Here is a 15,856-nt window from a genome sequence, read left to right as displayed (position 1 = left end):
TCAGGGTTAATGCGCTAGTCCACCCGCTCCCTGTGCCGGGTCGGAAAGTCGTTAACCAACAGCTCTACAATACGGGCCGCCACATCTTCCGGCGGCTTGACTGTTTGCGGGTCTTCACCGGGATAGGCCTTCGCACGCATCGCCGTCCGCGTCGCGCCCGGATCGATGGTGGCAACACGCACGTTTCCGATCTTCTCGACTTCCTGGGCGTAGGCATCCAGCAGATTGTCGAATGCAGCCTTGGTTGCACCATAGGCCGACCAATAGGCGCGTGAGTCCTTACCAACACTGCTGGTCAGACCGATGACCCGCGCGGCTTCCGCGCGCTTCAACAACGGATCGAAATTGGCCAGAAGTGCCTGAGTGGCGAGCAAATTCGTCGTCACTGCCTGACTGAACTGCTTGCCATCGATCTGGGTGACAGATGAGAGCGTCGGCAAATAGGCGGCTGAGATAATCAGGAAATCCAATTTATCCCATCGACCGGCGATCGCCGAGGCGAGCCGCGCGATCCCATCGCTTTCGGCAAGATCCACTGGCGCGATTGTGGCCGCCCCACCTGAATCGTGAATGCGATCCTCGATGGATTCCAACGCTTTGACGTCGCGACCGGTAAGAACGACATGTGTGCCTGTTTCCGCGAGCGCCATGGCCGTTGCTCCGCCGATACCCTTGCTGGCGCCGGTGACGAGGGCCAGCTTGCCTTCGAAAGGTTTGGTCATTCTACGCGACCTTACCTACCGGAAAAGCGAGCTGGTGCTGCTTGTCGTCACGCTTGGCGAGGTCGGTCAGCGAGGTGGGATAATCCCCTGTGAAGCAGGCATCGCAGAACTGCGGGCATTCCTTCACTCGCGGTTTTTCGCCCACGGCCCGGTACAGCCCGTCGATCGAGACAAAGGCCAGGCTGTCCGCCTTGATGAATTCGCGCATGGGTTCGACTTCCATACGCGCGGCGAGGAGTTTGCTGCGCTCCGGCGTGTCGACACCGTAAAAGCAGCTATGCGCGGTTGGCGGGCTGGCCACGCGGAAATGGACTTCCTTGGCCCCAGCATCGCGCATCATCTCGACGATCTGAAGCGATGTTGTGCCCCGAACGATCGAATCGTCGATGAGTATGATGCGCTTGCCTGCCACAAGGTTGCGATTGGCGTTGTGCTTGCGTTTTACGCTGGAATGTCGTGCACCGTCCGAGGGCTGGATGAAGGTACGACCGACATAGTGCGAGCGGATGATGCCAAGCTCGAAAGGAATTCCCGCTTCCTGAGCATAGCCAATGGCCGCGGGGACACCGCTATCCGGCACCGGAACGACGAGATCGGCATCGACCGGACTTTCCTTGGCGAGTTCAGCACCGATCGCCTTCCGCGCCTCATAGACGCTGCGTCCTGCGAAGAAGCTGTCGGGGCGGCTGAAATAGACATGCTCGAAAATGCAGGGCCGGGGTTTGTGCGATCCGAACGGGTGAAGCGAATCCACATTGCCGTCGTAGTCGACCTTGATCAGTTCGCCCGGTTCGACTTCCCGAACCAGTTCCGCGCCGACCACGTCGAAGGCCACGCTTTCGCTGGCAAACACCGTGGCATCACCCATCTTGCCCATCACCAGCGGCCTGATCCCAAGCGGATCGCGGCAGGCGATCATGCCTTCGGGCGTCATGACCACCAGTGCATAGGCGCCTTCCAGCAGGCGCAAGGCATCGACCAAGCGGTCAACCATGGTTGGATAACGGGATGTCGCGACCAGGTGAATGATCACTTCAGTATCCGACGTCGACTGGAAAATAGCACCGCGCTGGACGAGCTCTTCACGCAAGGTGCCTGCGTTCGAAATGTTTCCGTTATGCGCTACTGCAAAACCGCCGCTTGCCAGATCGGCATATAACGGCTGCACGTTGCGCAGGCCCGATCCGCCGGTGGTGGAATACCGCACATGACCGGCCGCCATGTGACCGGGCAGTTCAGCGATGGCTTCCTGAGAAGAAAAATTCTCTGCGACATGACCGAGGCCGCGGCGGACGCGAAACTCCGCGCCGTCCCACGCGACGATACCGGCTGCCTCCTGGCCCCGATGCTGCAGGGCGTGGAGACCGAGCGCAGTTACGGCAGTGGCATCGGCAGCGTTGATCGCGCCGAAAACGCCGCACTCTTCGCGCAGCTTGTCGCCATCCGCATCAAGGAAGGGGTGGGTGCAAATCATGGTGCCGTCCGCGCTGCCATTTGAATGCCGCTCCAATGGCGATGTTACGAACCGATTACAAGGCTAGTGAGGTGGGAGGATGTGCGTCGTTCGACCGTGTTCATTGCGCTTCCATAAAACTCTGCCTAAACGCCCATGCCAACGGACAACTAATATCTAGGGCCGCCTTGCTGCTTTCACCTTTCGAACGGACAATCGCCAAACGCTACCTGCTTCCGGGCAGGAGCGAGGCATTTATCGCGCTGGTCGCGGGGATCTCGATCACCGTGGTCATGCTCTCGGTCGCCATGCTGGTGATCGTGATGAGCGTGATGAACGGCTTTCGCGCCGAATTGCTGGACAAGATTGTCGGGCTGAACGGCCATGCCATCGTCCAGGCCTATGGGGGCCGGCTCGACGATTGGGAACAGGTCCTGCAGGAAGTCGAACAGACACCCGGTGTCGTGGAAGCTTCACCGCTTATCGAACAGCCGCTGCTGACCACGTTCAACGGCCGGGTCGAGGCCATCCTCCTGCGCGGTAACACGCAGAAGGACATTCGCGAACTTGGCGAAAAGGTCATCAGCGGCAATATGGCTGAGTTGCAGTCGGGGGCCAGCAAGGTTGCGATCGGCGTCCGGCTCGCGGAGAATATCGGTGCTCGCGTCGGTGACACGATAACGATCATCAACCCTCAGGGCAGGTCGACACCGTTTGGAACCGTGCCGCGCCAGGTGGGCTACGAGGTCGCGGCCATCTTCGAGGTCGGCGTTTACGACTATGACGGCGCCTTCGTGGTGATGCCCATGCAGGATGCGCAGACCCTGCTGCTAACCGGCGATACGATCGGAATGATAGAGGTGCAAGTTACCGACCCGGACGAAGTTGGCGAGATTCTTGCTCCGGTAGAGCAGGCATTGGCGGGCAGGGCAGTAGTGCGGGATTGGAAAACGATCAATTCGACCCTGTTCGAAGCCTTGCAGGTCGAACGGGCGGCAATGGCTTTTGCCTTGAGCTTCATGGTCTTGGTGGCGGCCTTCAACATCTTGTCTAGCCTGGTCATGCTGGTTCGCGCCAAGACACGCGACATTGCGATCATGCGGACCATGGGGGCCACGCGGCGCAGCCTCACGAAGATTTTCGTGACCACCGGCTTCACCGTGGGGGCCATCGGTACGATCGCAGGCCTGATCCTCGGCGCGCTGGTGCTCGGTTTCCGCGAACAGATAGTGGGAGGGATCAGTTGGCTCACCGGAGCTGACCTGTGGGATCCTCAGGTGCGTTTCCTCAGTACCATCCCGTCCAAACCCGATCCGGTCGAGATCGCGATGATCGTCGGTCTTGCCCTCGTCATGAGCTTCCTGGCGACGCTTTACCCTGCCCTGAAGGCGGCAAGTACCGATCCCGTACAGGTCCTGCGTTATGAATGATCGTCAGATTCGCCCTGTTGTCGAACTTCGCGGCCTCACTCGCAGCTTCGAGCAAGGTGGCGTGCGCATAGATGTGCTGCGCGGAGTGAACCTGGACGTGATGCCGGGAGAGATCGTTGCGCTGCTCGGCCCTTCAGGCTCGGGCAAGTCGACACTGCTTCAGGCGGTCGGTCTGCTCGAAGGCGGGTTTGGCGGTGAAATCCTGATCGGCGGCCATTCGGCGGAAAAGAGCGATGCGAATGCGCGGACGACTTTGCGCCGCGACCATCTCGGCTTCGTCTACCAGTTTCACCATCTGCTGCCCGATTTCGATGCGCGGGAAAACGTGGTTCTCCCGCAGCTTGTAGCGGGAAAGCCTCGCAAGGATGCGGAGTTGCGGGCGGAAGAGCTGCTCACAGCCCTTGGGCTCGAGCACCGGCTCGACCACCGACCCAGCCAGCTTTCCGGCGGCGAGCAGCAGCGCGTTGCCGTTGCGCGCGGCCTCGCCAATCGACCCGACCTTGTTCTTGCCGATGAACCAACCGGTAATCTGGATGAAGCGACTGCGGACCGCGTGCTCGAACAATTTCTGTCGCTCGTCCGCGGTGAAGGCAGTTCGGCCCTGATCGCCACGCATAACGAGAGGCTGGCGGCTCGGATGGACCGCGTGGTCCGTCTGCACGAAGGCGTCCTCGAATAGAGGAAACCAAGGGCCTCTGGCTCGTTAGGTGATGCAAAGGAGTATTTGCATGACAGACCATCCCAGCACTTTCAAAGCCGACGGTACACATCGACCGGGCGTCCAGTGGGACGACCGCGCCGAGCTTCATCATGCGGATGATGGGCAGGGGATTTTCGACGGCGGCAAAGGCCTTCGTGGTGGTACTCTCGCAGAAATGGTGGGACAGTTCATGGCCTATCCTGCGGAAGATCGGGACAAATACGTGATACAGAAGGCTGGCGACCATATGTTGACCCGCGCCGAGATTGAATCGTTGGCGGCACGTGACGATTTTCCAGGGGCCTGATTACCGTCTCGATCCTGCGTTCTAAGGAAAAGAACTCTGATGACCACGATTGGCGATTTCACGGTTGCAACCAACAGGGGTGAGCAACTCGACCTCAGCGGCAAGCTTGGTAGCGTGCTGCTGGTGGTCAACACCGCCAGTCAGTGCGGCTTCACTCCCCAGTACGAGGGTCTGGAGAAGCTTTATCAGGATTATGCCGACCAGGGCTTCGAAGTCCTGGCCTTCCCTTGCAACCAGTTCGGCAATCAGGAACCCGGGGATGCCAGCGACATCGAGCAGTTCTGCAAGGTCAACTTCGGGCTGACATTCCCATTGATGGAGAAAGTCGAAGTGAATGGCGACAATGCCAGTCCGCTGTTCGATTGGATGAAAGCCGAAGCGCCGGGCCTGATGGGCTCGAAGGCGATCAAATGGAATTTCACCAAGTTCCTGATCGACCGGGAAGGGAATGTCGTAAAGCGCTATGGCCCGGCCGATGCGCCGGCTTCCATCGCCAAGGATATCGAAAAGTTGCTCTGAACCGCCATGCTTGCTGAAATCAACCTGTGGTTCCTCTCGCTTGGCGAGCAGTACGGCGTGAACCCGTATATCTTCGGGGCGATTTACGTGGGTGCAATCCCGTTTTTCCTCGCATCGATTGCGTGGGTGGTGAAGCGGGCGCGGGCGGGACGCTCTACCGTTCTTCCCACCATGCTCGCCGGATTTTTCTTCGTGTCCGCCTACCTCTATCTGGCCGTGGTAGGACGCAACATACCTGTGTGGGTGTGGATATTTCTCGCTGCGTTGATCGCTTACGGAGCCTGGTCGACGATCCGCGATACCCGCCGGAAAATCACGGCACCGGGCGAACCGTGATTTTCTCCACCGGTTGTGGAGAATAACCGCATTAGTGCGCTTTGAGTTCGGCGCGTGAAATCCTACCTTGGCGGGATGCCCTACAAGCCCTTTGTCCCCCTTCGCGTATTGTCGGCCTATTCGATGCTCGAAGGGGCGATCGATCCGAAAGCGATGGCAAAGCTGGCCAAGGAACGCGGCTTTCCCGCGATAGCCATGGCGGACCGCAACGGTCTCTATGGCGCGGTAATGTTTGCCAATGCTTGCAAGGCCGAAGGCGTTCAACCGATCACCGGCACCCTCCTGGGTGTGGCGCGTGACGAGGAAGGGCGGGTGGTCGATTACCTTCCGCTCTATGCGCAAAGCGAAGCGGGGTATGACAACCTCTGCCACCTCGTTTCTAAAGCGCATCTCGAACGTCCGCTGGAATTCGAGCCTCATATCCGGATGGAAAACCTGGAGGGCCGAACCGAAGGACTGATCGCGCTCACCGGCGCGAGCGAGGGCGGGGTGACGAAGCTGCTCGCCGAAGGGCAAACGAGCCATGCAACCGCGATGCTCGGCAAGCTTCAAGCGCTATTCCCGGGACGGCTCTACGTGGAACTCGCTCGGCGCGGAAACCCGGTCGAGGAAGCTGCAGAGGCGGCGCTGATTGACCTCGCTTACGAGCGCGACCTCCCTCTCGTAGCGACCAATCCTGCGAATTTCGCCGAACCGCATATGTACAAGGCACATGACGCCATGCTGTGCATCGCGAACTCGACCCACATCGATGCGGACGAACGGCCCAAATCGAACCCCGAATCCTACGTAAAAACGGCCCACATGATGAAAGAGGCCTTCGACGATTTGCCGGAGGCGACGGCCAATACACTCGTGATTGCCCAGCGCTGCGCATACGCGCCGCCCTATCGGGATCCGATCTTGCCCAGTCTTGCGGGCGATCTGGAAGGTGAGGCGCGAATGCTCGAGGCGGACGCTCGGCGTGGCCTCGAAAAGCGGCTCGAGCCTTACGGAGAAATGACCGAGGAAGAGCGCAAGGTCTATTTCGACCGGCTCGACTACGAGGTCGGAATCATCAACCAGATGGGATTTCCCGGGTACTTTCTGATCGTTGCCGATTTCATCAAATGGGCGAAAGAGCAGGACATTCCCGTGGGTCCCGGCCGCGGTTCGGGTGCAGGCAGTCTCGTGGCCTGGTCGCTGACCATCACCGATCTCGATCCGATCCAGTTGGGTCTGCTGTTCGAACGTTTCCTCAATCCCGAACGTGTGTCCATGCCGGACTTCGATATCGACTTCTGCGAAACCCGCCGTGGAGAGGTGATCCGTTATGTTCAGGCGAAATACGGCCACGATCACGTCGCGCAGATCATCACTTTCGGAAAGCTGAAGGCGCGCGCGGTCCTGCGCGATACGGGCCGCATCCTCCAGATGAGTTACGGCCATGTCGACCGCATCTGCAAGATGGTCCCGAACCATCCGACCGATCCCTGGACGTTGCCCCGCGCGCTCAACGGTGCGGCCGATTTCAAGGCCGAGTACGATAACGATAACGAGGTCAAGCGGCTGATCGATCTCGCGATGCAGCTTGAAGGTTTCCCTCGCAACAGCTCGACCCACGCGGCGGGCGTTGTGATCGGCGACCGGCCGCTAGAACAGCTGGTGCCGCTCTATCGCGATCCCCGGTCGGACATGCCGGTCACGCAATACGACATGAAGAATGTCGAGAGCAGCGGTCTCGTGAAGTTCGACTTTCTCGGCCTGAAAACCCTGTCGGTGCTCAAGAAAGCGACCGACCTGCTCAAGAAACGGGATATCGAGATCGATCTTTCGAAGCTCGAACTCGACGACCCGGCGGTTTACGAACTGATGAAGGGAGGAAACACGGTCGGCGTGTTCCAGCTGGAATCGGAAGGCATGCGCCGCACGCTGACGGCCGTGAAGCCGACTAGTTTTGGCGACATTATCGCGCTCGTCTCGCTCTATCGGCCCGGTCCGATGGACAACATCCCGCTGTTCGGAAAGCGCAAGGCGGGTGAAGTGCCGATCGAGTACCCGCATGAAAAGCTCGAGGGCATTCTCGCCGAGACCTACGGCATCTTCGTCTACCAGGAACAGGTGATGCAGGCCGCGCAGATCCTCGCCGGATATTCGCTAGGTGACGCCGACCTGCTGCGCCGCGCGATGGGCAAGAAGGTCCAGTCCGAGATGGACGCGCAGCGCGAACGCTTTGTCGCGGGCTGTAAGGAGGTCTCCGGGATCGAGAAAGCCAAGGCGAACGAATTGTTCGATTTGATCGACAAGTTCGCGGGGTATGGCTTCAACAAGTCGCACGCCGCCGCCTATGCGCTGCTCGCCTATCAGACGGCCTGGTTGAAAGCGCATTACCCGGAAGAATTCTTCGCCGCTTCGATGTGCTTCGACATGCATCAATCGGAAAAACTGACGATCTTCGTCGACGATGCGCGCCGGCAGGGGATCACGGTCGAACCACCCTGCATCAACAGCTCCGAAGCCGAGTTCACGGTTGAGCAGACGGATGATGGCTACGCGGTACGCTATGCGCTGGCGGGCATCCGCAACGTGGGCGAGAGGGCCATGGAAACGATCGTCGCGGAGCGCGAGACTTCGGGCAGATTCGAAACGATGCAGGACCTTTTCGAACGTATTCCCCGAGGCTCGATGAATTCGCGTCAGCTCGAAGCGCTTGCCTGTTCGGGTGCCCTCGACAGCCTTGAGCCAAACCGCGCGAAGGTTTTCGCGAATGCCGATATGCTGCTGGCGGTAGCCGATGCGGCCGACCGCGAGCGTACCAGTGGGCAGGCGGGCCTCTTTGGCGGCGAAGACACTCCGGGCGAAACTCTGCGTCTCCGCGAGGTGGAGGACTGGCCGCGGGCCGAACGAATGGCCCGAGAGCGCGAGAATTTCGGGTTCTACTTTTCCGCCCATCCTGTCGCAGCATGGAAGGATGTCGCGTCGGCCAATGGGGCTCGGACCTATGCCTCGCTCATGGCAGGTGGCGCACCCGTCGGTGGACGTTCCAATGCGGTCATGTCGGCCATGATCGAGAAGGTGAACAAGGGTACCACCCGCCGCGGCAAGCCCTTCATTCGCGCCGATTTCTCTGATTCCACCGGCCAGTTCAGCGCGGCCTGCTTTGAGGAAAGCATGGTTGAGCGTTTCCTCAAATGGGCCGAGGAGCAGACCTGCGTCCTGCTTCAGGTCGAGCTCGATTCGCCGAGCCCTGATGAACCTCCCCGCATTACCGTACGTGGCGGCACCCCGCTGGCGGAGGTGAAGGGTTCAACGCCGATGATCCTGACGCTCGAGATCTACGACATTGCTGCCGTGGAAATTCTTCAGCGCGAATTGTCCGAGCTTTCAGCCGGCAAGGACGAAGTCACTGTAACGCTACGGATTGGCGGGGATCATGAACCGGTGATGCGCTTGGGGCGCGGATTTGCGCTGGACGGAGAGCTTGCTGAGCGCTTGGCAAGCGTCCCGGGCCTTGCCAAGGTGCAGCTCGACAAGCGGCGCGGCGGCACGCACCTTCGCCTCGTCGCCTGAGGAGTGACCCCATAAAGGGGTGCCAAGCGAGGAGAGAGACCGGAATGCTCGGAGCGATGCAGGACTGGAACATGCGCGTGACGCATGTGATCGATCACGCGGCCCGCGAGGCGCCGGATCGCGAGATCGTGACCCGCTGGGCGGATGGAAGCGAAACCCGCACCGATTGGGCCGGCATTCGCCGCGATGCGCTCAAGATGGCACAGGCCTTACAGAAGCTCGGGATCAAGCCTGGCGACAAGGTGGCCAGCATCGCGATGAACCATTCGCGCCATCTCGTCAGTTGGTACGGCGTGGCAGGCATGGGCGGGGTATTGCACACGGTGAACCCGCGCCTTTTCGAGGACCAGCTCGAATATATCGTCAACCACGCGGACGACCGGGTGGTGCTCTACGATGCGATGTTCCAGCCGATCGTGGACAAGATGCGTGATCGCTGGCCGCAGGTGGAGCACTATATCTGTTTCGATAGCGGGGAGCAGACAACCGCCTTTGAGGACTGGATTGGTGCCGAAGACGGCGATTTCGAGTGGGTGCAGGGCGACGAGCGCGACCCATGCATGATCTGCTATACCAGCGGCACCACCGGGAACCCCAAGGGTGTGCAATACGAGCACCGCAGCACGCTGATGCACGCGATGGCCGGCCTCCAGCCATCGGCGTTCAATTTCAGCGCAGCCAGCGTGATGCTGCCGGTCGTGCCGATGTTCCACGCGGCGAGCTGGGGGCTGCCCTATGCAGGTGCGATGGCCGGGATCAAATTCGTTTTCAGTGCAGTAAACGACCCTGCGGTCCTGCACGAAATGATGATCAAGGAAGGCGTAACCGACAGCGCGGGTGTGCCCACGGTCTGGCTCGCCCATTTTCAGTATTGCGACAAGGAGGGCATCGACCTGCCTCCGTTGAGGGCTGCGACCATCGGGGGGTCCGCGGCACCCAAATTCATGATCGAGCGATTGATGAAGAACGGCACTCGCGTCCAGCACGCATGGGGCATGACCGAGACCAGCCCTATCGGCACAGTGGGCGGACCTACGCACGACTGGGACCACCTCAGCTTCGACGAGAAAGTCGCCAAGACGATGAAGCAGGGACGCCCCATTTTCGGCGTCGAACTGCGCACCGTCGATCTGGACGATTTCACCAAGGTCTTGCCGCGGGATGGCGAGGCTTCTGGCGCGCTTCAGATCCGCGGTCCGTGGATCATCAAGCGCTATTTCAAGGCAGACGAAGACGCTGTCACGGAGGATGGCTGGTTCAACACCGGTGACGTTGGGATCCTGCATCCCGATGGTACCCTTCAACTGACTGACCGTACCAAGGACGTCATCAAGTCCGGCGGCGAATGGATTTCCTCGGTCGAGCTGGAAAACGCGGCAGTCGGACATCCGGCGGTGGCCGAGGCCGCCTGTGTCGGAATGCCGCATCCGAAATGGGACGAGCGGCCCGTATTGTTCGTGGTAAAGAAAGAAGGCACCGAGTGCGATGCCGACAGCGTGGTGGCATTTCTATCGGACAAGGTTGCCAAATGGTGGCTGCCCGACGCGGTCGAATTCGTCGACGACATACCCCACACCGCAACCGGCAAGATCAGCAAGAAGGATTTGCGTGCGCGTTTCAGCGATTATCGGTTGGAGGATTAGGCTCGAATGGCCGGCAAGACTTGCCCGAAATGCGCGCGGAGCATGGAAGAAGGCTACACCATCGATGCGGGCGACTATAGCATGCCCTCGGTCGGCGTGTGGCACCGGGGCAAGCCCGAAAAGAGCTTCTGGGGCCTGAAAACAAGGAAGGCGGACAAGCGCGAAATCGTCGCCTGGCGCTGCACTTCCTGCGGCTTTCTCGAACACTATGCCCCCTGAACAATCGTGGCCAGGCTGATCCTGCTCAACAAGCCTTACGGAGTGCTTTCGCAGTTCACCGGGGGGCAGGAAGGGGCTGAGGACACGCTGGCTCACCTGGTCGACGTGCCGGACGTCTATCCGGCCGGCAGGCTCGACAAGGACAGCGAAGGCCTCTTGCTCCTGACCGACGACGGTCGCCTTCAATCGCGCATTGCCGAACCACGCTACAAGATGGCGAAAACCTATCTCGTGCAGGTCGAAGGCGAAGCGAGTGACGAGGCGCTGGAGCGCTTGGCGAACGGGGTCGAACTCAAGGACGGTCTGACCGCGCCTGCGCGAGCCCGGAGGATCGATCCGCCGCCTGTCTGGGACCGCGAACCGCCGGTGCGGTATCGCAAGACCGTGCCCGACAGCTGGATCGCACTAGAGATCACCGAGGGGCGCAATCGCCAGGTCCGGCGCATGACTGCCGCGGTGGGCCTGCCGACGCTGCGCCTGATCCGGTGGCGCATCGGCGAGTGGAGCGTGGACGGCATTGCGCCGGGCACATATCGTGAGATTCAAGTTTGAGGAGAACGCAGTGAGCGAGACCTATATCGACCCCAGCCGCGCGAACTTCGAGGCCTTTAAGGATCTTCCTCGCGATGAACCGATCCACATGCTCAACCTGCTGCTCTACCGGGAACTGGCGGAATATCCCGAGGGCCACGAGCACGCGGGCAAGGGCTGGAGCGGCGGCCGCGCATACGAAGAATATGGCAAGACCAGTGGTCCCATCTTCCGGCGAGTGGGCGGTGAGATCGTGTGGCGAGGCACCTTCCAGACCGTGGTGACCGGCCCGGACGACATGCGCTGGCACGATGGTTTCGTGGCGCAGTATCCCAACGCGGGCGCATTCTTCGAGATGATCAAGGATTCAGATTATCAAAGGGCAGTGGTGAACCGGACGGCAGCTCTCATGGATAGCAGGCTGGTGCGGTTCAAGCCGGGGGGAGCCGGCGAAGGTTTTTAATCGTATGAAATTTTTCGTGTTTCGGGTCGAAGGAATTGATCTGGCTGCAGGAGCGGATCGGCGCGGCTTTTTCACTACCCGTCGCGCTTTCGGTACCACGAAGGAATGGGCGCGACAGAGATTGCTCAAAAAATTGCGAAAGGAGTTCACCATGGGCAATTCTTCGGCCTTCATGCGCGGAAACGACTTCGATCTTCACGTTGAAGATGGTTGGGAGATTGGCTTGATGGAATATTGGCGCTCTCCTAGTCGAGGAAGCACGTTGTATGACGAGGGCGACACGTAGTGAGCTTCATAACAACCGCATCTGCCCGCCCACTGCAGGCGGCCTGAACTGGGTGCAGTCCAGTTCGAACTTCGACTTGCCCAATCCCGCGCGTTTGCAGGCCAGGCGGAACCTGGCGCGGAACAGGTCGGCCCAGACGCCGGTGGGGCGCAGGCGCGAGAAGAAGTCGGGGTCGTTGTCCTTGCCGTTGCGGATGGACCGGACGATGTTCATCACCTTGTCCCCGCGTTCGGGGTAGTGCACCGATAGCCATTCGCGGAACAGCGGCGCGACTTCGTGCGGCAGGCGCAGGGGTATCCAGCCAACGCTGCCCACTCCGATGGCTGCCGCACGCTGGACGATTTCCTCCATGAACTCGTCGGTAATCGCCGGGATTACCGGCGCTACCGAGCAGTGCGTCGGGACGCCCGCCGCGGCGAGTTTCTCCAATGCCGCGAGCCGCTTGGCAGGCGCAGCTGCCCGCGGTTCGAGCTTTCCCGACAGCTTCGGATCGAGGCTGGTCACCGAAATCGCCACCGCCGCCAGCCGCCGCTTCGCCATCTCGGAGAGCAGGTCCAGATCGTCGAGCACGCGGTCGGACTTGGTGGTGATCGTGACTGGGTGGCGCGCATCGAGGCAGACTTCCAGCACCTGCCGCGTGATGCGGTATTGCCGCTCTATCGGCTGATAGGGATCGGTATTGGTCCCCATCGCGATCGGCTTCGGCCGGTATTTTGGCTTCGCCAGCGTGGCGCGCAGCAATTCGGCGGCATTGGGCTTGGCGAAGAGCTGCGTTTCGAAATCGAGGCCGGGCGACAGGTCGTGATAGGCATGGGTAGGGCGGGCGAAGCAATAGACGCAGCCATGTTCGCAGCCGCGATAGGCATTGATCGAACGGTCGAAGAAAATGTCGGGCGACTGGTTGAAGCTGAGGATGGTCTTCGGATGCTCTTCCGTAACATGGGTGCGGAGTTTTACCGGCGGACCTCCCTCGAGGGCAGCCAGAGATTCCATGTGATCGCGCCAGTCGCCATCGGTCTCCCGAGTCGCAAGGCCGAAGCGCGTCGGAACGTCTGCGTTCTGGGCCCCGCGGCCGGGAATGGCTGGTTCATATCGGCGTTCCATGTAAAGAACATAAACAGAACATACGATCTTCGCCAGTAGGGAATTCTATCGCCCCTGCATCGCTCTCGGCGCGTGAAAGGGAGAACGCGAGGTCATTGCGAACCCCGGCGGCGGTCCCGCAAATGCCCGGACGAGGGCCGCAGTTGACACAGTTGACACAGTCCTGGGGTTGCTGACCGGCGCGGGGAAGGGCGGCGGCGATCCCGTGCCGTGCGTGCTGGGGGAGAGCACCGCCTTCACGGCACCGGGCAGGGTCTTGGGAGAGACAGTCTGGCGCTTTTCGCTGGGCGGATCGAATGCGGTGTCCCGGTTCCGCTCCAGCCTGTCCCATCTTTCCGCAGCGTCGCGGCGGGCCTGTTCTTCCGCTTCCTGCTCGGCCTCTTCCATATCGGCCCGCACAGCTTCGGCATCCGAGCCGAAAAAGTGGTCGATGTCTCGTTCGGGCACCTCGACCGTCTCGCCCGGATGGCCGTCTTCCTCGTGGAGTTCCACGGTAAGCTGGGTGCGGCGCGCTGCATTGCAGGCCAAGTCAACTTCCCGCTGGATGTAGCGCATACGATCGGACACGCCTTCGGGGCTTTCGCCACTGCCGATACGGGTGAGCAGCTCTTCGAAGACTGCCGCGTCACCGGCTGCTTCCTCGCTGGCGAGATTGTCCAGCCGGGCCAAATGGGCGAGCAGCAATCGGGTGTCATAGCGGCGGCGCGTGCCGACCACTTCGCCGCGATGCCACACGTCCTCCTCGATCCCGTCCACGGCGCGGTCGGCCAGCACCTGCTGGCTTGCATCGCGGCCCAGCAGGACAGCCGCCGCCCAGGCGCGGGCGAACAGCGGATCCTTGCGCCGCTGGCGATAGGCGGATTCGGCGGACAGGCCGACACGGCGGCAGGCGGCGCGGGCATTGCCGCTGACGGCAAGGCGATCGAGGAAAAGCATCTTGCGCTCGGGCGTCCAGCCGCGGGCGGGAAGTTCGGCGAGGGGTTCGGCAATATCGGACATGATCCGCGTCTCCGTGATGGGGAAAACAAGGCGAATCAGCGCTATTATGCACGAGGGACGCTGTAGGACAGGTGGATTGTGGAGCGCGCCGGGCGTCCGCTTTGGATCAGAGGAGCGAGAAAGCTGACATTCCGCTCACGACGCCTTTGCAGACATTCAGCGCGCGGCTAAGCTTCTTCGATGCGCTGGTCAGTCCTCCCCCTGCTAGTCTGCTCCCTTTTGGGCTGCGGCCCGAAAATCCCGCCCATCGCGAGTGACCTTCCGCGAAGCTACGAAGAAGGTGAGGGCGTTTTCGACGCCCGCGTGAAGAAGGCTTTCCCGAAAGGCACAGAGGAAAGCCGGATGATAGAGGAACTGACGCGGCAAGGTTTCTCGATACGACCGTCACCCCACGGCAATTTCGCGACATTTTCAAACAAGCAGTTTCCCGTCGAGTCAGTCTGGAATGTCGGATGGGAGGCGAAGGAGGGACGGGTTACCACAGTGTGGGGCGTTTATGGCGGTCGAGGCCCATAGACCGAATGACCGCTTTCCATCTGTGGACGCCCCGCAGGATGCAAGCGGTATTTTGAGAGGTTTGGCACGTAGTCGGATGCTGCCATCTGTCCGGCCTCCTGGTGCAGCTTTTCGTGCTGCGGGCCCGTATGGGAGTTCGCGGACCGGAACCACATCACCCTCAGCGTACTGATGAAGCACGGTGGAAAGCCCTGGTTCTTCCGGTCCCGTCTCGCCGACTGTTTTGCCATACTCTCCTTCGTCCGCCTACGTCCTTCCGGCGACCTCTGGTCCGGCCCGGCTTACGCCGCGACCGAGACCGGAGCCCTGTAATCCTCGTTCTTCGTCAGCACTGCCCAGACGATGCGCGCGGTCTTGTTCGCGAGCGCCACCGTCACCAGCATGCGCGGCTTGCGCGCCATCATCTGTTCCAGCCACGATCCCGCGGGTGCGCCGCGCCTGCTTGCCTGGAGCACGACCGCGCTGCTGCCGATGATCAGCAGCCGCCGCAGCGTTCGCTCGCCCATCTTCGAGATCGCGCCGAGCCTCTGCTTGCCGCCGGTCGAGTGCTGGCGCGGTGTAAGCCCGACCCATGCGGCAAAGTCGCGGCCCTTGGCAAAGGTGCCGGGCGGAGGTGCAAGTGCGGTGATCGCGGTTGCCGTGATCGGTCCGATGCCCGGGATCGTCATCAGCCGCCGCGCGGTCTCGTCTTCGCGGGCACGCCGGGCGATCTCCCGGTCAAGTTCGGCAATGCGCTCGCTGAGCACTGCCATCTGATCGAGCATTATCTCCAGTACCGGCCGTGCGCTCTCGGGAACCGCGTCGGGATCCTCAAGCAGTGCGGCCAGCTTCTTCATGTGCGCCAGGCCTTGCGGCGCGATCCAGCCATGCTCGGTCATGTGACCGCGAACGGCGTTGCTGATCTGCGTGCGTTGCTTGACCAGCAGGTCGCGGGCCCGGAACACCAGCGCGGCTGCTTGCTGTGCTTCGGTCTTTACTGGCACGAACCGCATGCTCGGGCGCTGCGCCGCCTCGCAGATGGCCTCGGCATCCGCAGCATCGTTCTTCTGGCGCTTCACGAACGGCTTTACGTAAGCTGG

16 protein-coding genes are annotated in these 15,856 nt (G+C 61.2%); 11 read left to right on the top strand and 5 right to left on the bottom strand.

From position 1 onward, the window contains the following. Window positions 1–14 precede the first annotated feature (14 nt). Both GRI69_RS00080 and purF read right to left on the bottom strand, forming a co-directional pair. The gene (locus tag GRI69_RS00080; protein ID WP_160726305.1) at window positions 15–722 is read right to left on the bottom strand and encodes an SDR family NAD(P)-dependent oxidoreductase; all 708 of its coding nucleotides are present in this window, start codon (window positions 720–722) and stop codon (window positions 15–17) included. Window position 723: 1 nt separating this feature from the next. Further along, a complete protein-coding gene (gene purF, locus GRI69_RS00075; RefSeq protein ID WP_160726304.1) occupies window positions 724–2,196 on the bottom strand; it encodes an amidophosphoribosyltransferase in 1,473 nt (490 codons plus the stop codon). A 167-nt stretch (window positions 2,197–2,363) separates the two neighbouring features. On the opposite strand from purF, the gene GRI69_RS00070 reads away from it, so the two are divergent. The 11 genes from GRI69_RS00070 to GRI69_RS00020 all read left to right on the top strand — a co-directional run bounded on the left by GRI69_RS00070 (window position 2,364) and on the right by GRI69_RS00020 (window position 12,158). Beyond that, the gene (locus tag GRI69_RS00070) at window positions 2,364–3,605 is read left to right on the top strand and encodes a lipoprotein-releasing ABC transporter permease subunit (protein WP_160726303.1); all 1,242 of its coding nucleotides are present in this window, start codon (window positions 2,364–2,366) and stop codon (window positions 3,603–3,605) included. After that, window positions 3,598–4,284 (top strand): ABC transporter ATP-binding protein, encoded by a 687-nt coding sequence (locus tag GRI69_RS00065; RefSeq protein ID WP_160726302.1) that lies wholly within the window; start codon window positions 3,598–3,600, stop codon window positions 4,282–4,284. Before GRI69_RS00070 ends, GRI69_RS00065 begins: the two co-directional genes overlap by 8 nt. Window positions 4,285–4,333: 49 nt before the next feature. Further along, window positions 4,334–4,612, top strand: coding sequence for a hypothetical protein (locus GRI69_RS00060; protein WP_160726301.1), 279 nt, complete (start codon window positions 4,334–4,336; stop codon window positions 4,610–4,612). A gap of 39 nt (window positions 4,613–4,651) precedes the next feature. Beyond that, window positions 4,652–5,131: a glutathione peroxidase gene (locus tag GRI69_RS00055; protein WP_160726300.1), complete on the top strand. Its 480-nt coding sequence runs from the start codon at window positions 4,652–4,654 to the stop codon at window positions 5,129–5,131. A gap of 6 nt (window positions 5,132–5,137) precedes the next feature. Next, complete coding sequence (locus GRI69_RS00050; protein WP_160726299.1) at window positions 5,138–5,467, top strand: hypothetical protein; 330 nt, start codon at window positions 5,138–5,140, stop codon at window positions 5,465–5,467. Window positions 5,468–5,542: 75 nt separating this feature from the next. After that, on the top strand, window positions 5,543–9,016 hold the full coding sequence (gene dnaE, locus GRI69_RS00045) for a DNA polymerase III subunit alpha (protein ID WP_160726972.1): 3,474 nt from the start codon (window positions 5,543–5,545) through the stop codon (window positions 9,014–9,016). A gap of 44 nt (window positions 9,017–9,060) precedes the next feature. After that, a complete protein-coding gene (locus GRI69_RS00040) occupies window positions 9,061–10,659 on the top strand; it encodes a long-chain fatty acid--CoA ligase (RefSeq protein WP_160726298.1) in 1,599 nt (532 codons plus the stop codon). A gap of 6 nt (window positions 10,660–10,665) precedes the next feature. Beyond that, window positions 10,666–10,878, top strand: a complete 213-nt coding sequence (locus tag GRI69_RS00035; protein ID WP_160726297.1) for a PF20097 family protein — start codon at window positions 10,666–10,668, stop codon at window positions 10,876–10,878. Window positions 10,879–10,884: 6 nt separating this feature from the next. Beyond that, window positions 10,885–11,430, top strand: coding sequence for a pseudouridine synthase (locus tag GRI69_RS00030; RefSeq protein WP_160726296.1), 546 nt, complete (start codon window positions 10,885–10,887; stop codon window positions 11,428–11,430). Window positions 11,431–11,440: 10 nt separating this feature from the next. Next, a complete protein-coding gene (locus GRI69_RS00025) occupies window positions 11,441–11,872 on the top strand; it encodes a DUF1330 domain-containing protein (protein ID WP_160726295.1) in 432 nt (143 codons plus the stop codon). 4 nt (window positions 11,873–11,876) lie between these two features. Further along, window positions 11,877–12,158: a hypothetical protein gene (locus GRI69_RS00020; protein ID WP_160726294.1), complete on the top strand. Its 282-nt coding sequence runs from the start codon at window positions 11,877–11,879 to the stop codon at window positions 12,156–12,158. Window positions 12,159–12,164: 6 nt separating this feature from the next. On the opposite strand, the gene GRI69_RS00015 is transcribed toward GRI69_RS00020, so the two are convergent. The 3 genes from GRI69_RS00015 to GRI69_RS00005 form a co-directional block, all read right to left on the bottom strand. After that, a complete protein-coding gene (locus GRI69_RS00015) occupies window positions 12,165–13,262 on the bottom strand; it encodes a PA0069 family radical SAM protein (protein ID WP_160726293.1) in 1,098 nt (365 codons plus the stop codon). 45 nt (window positions 13,263–13,307) lie between these two features. After that, a complete protein-coding gene (locus GRI69_RS00010; RefSeq protein ID WP_160726292.1) occupies window positions 13,308–14,261 on the bottom strand; it encodes a hypothetical protein in 954 nt (317 codons plus the stop codon). A gap of 797 nt (window positions 14,262–15,058) precedes the next feature. After that, a partial coding sequence (locus GRI69_RS00005; RefSeq protein ID WP_160726291.1) for an IS110 family RNA-guided transposase occupies window positions 15,059–15,856 on the bottom strand: 798 nt, incomplete at its 5' end.

Source organism: Qipengyuania vulgaris (assembly GCF_009827325.1).
Classification (GTDB): domain Bacteria; phylum Pseudomonadota; class Alphaproteobacteria; order Sphingomonadales; family Sphingomonadaceae; genus Qipengyuania; species Qipengyuania vulgaris.
This window is presented reverse-complemented; position numbering and strand designations above follow the sequence as displayed.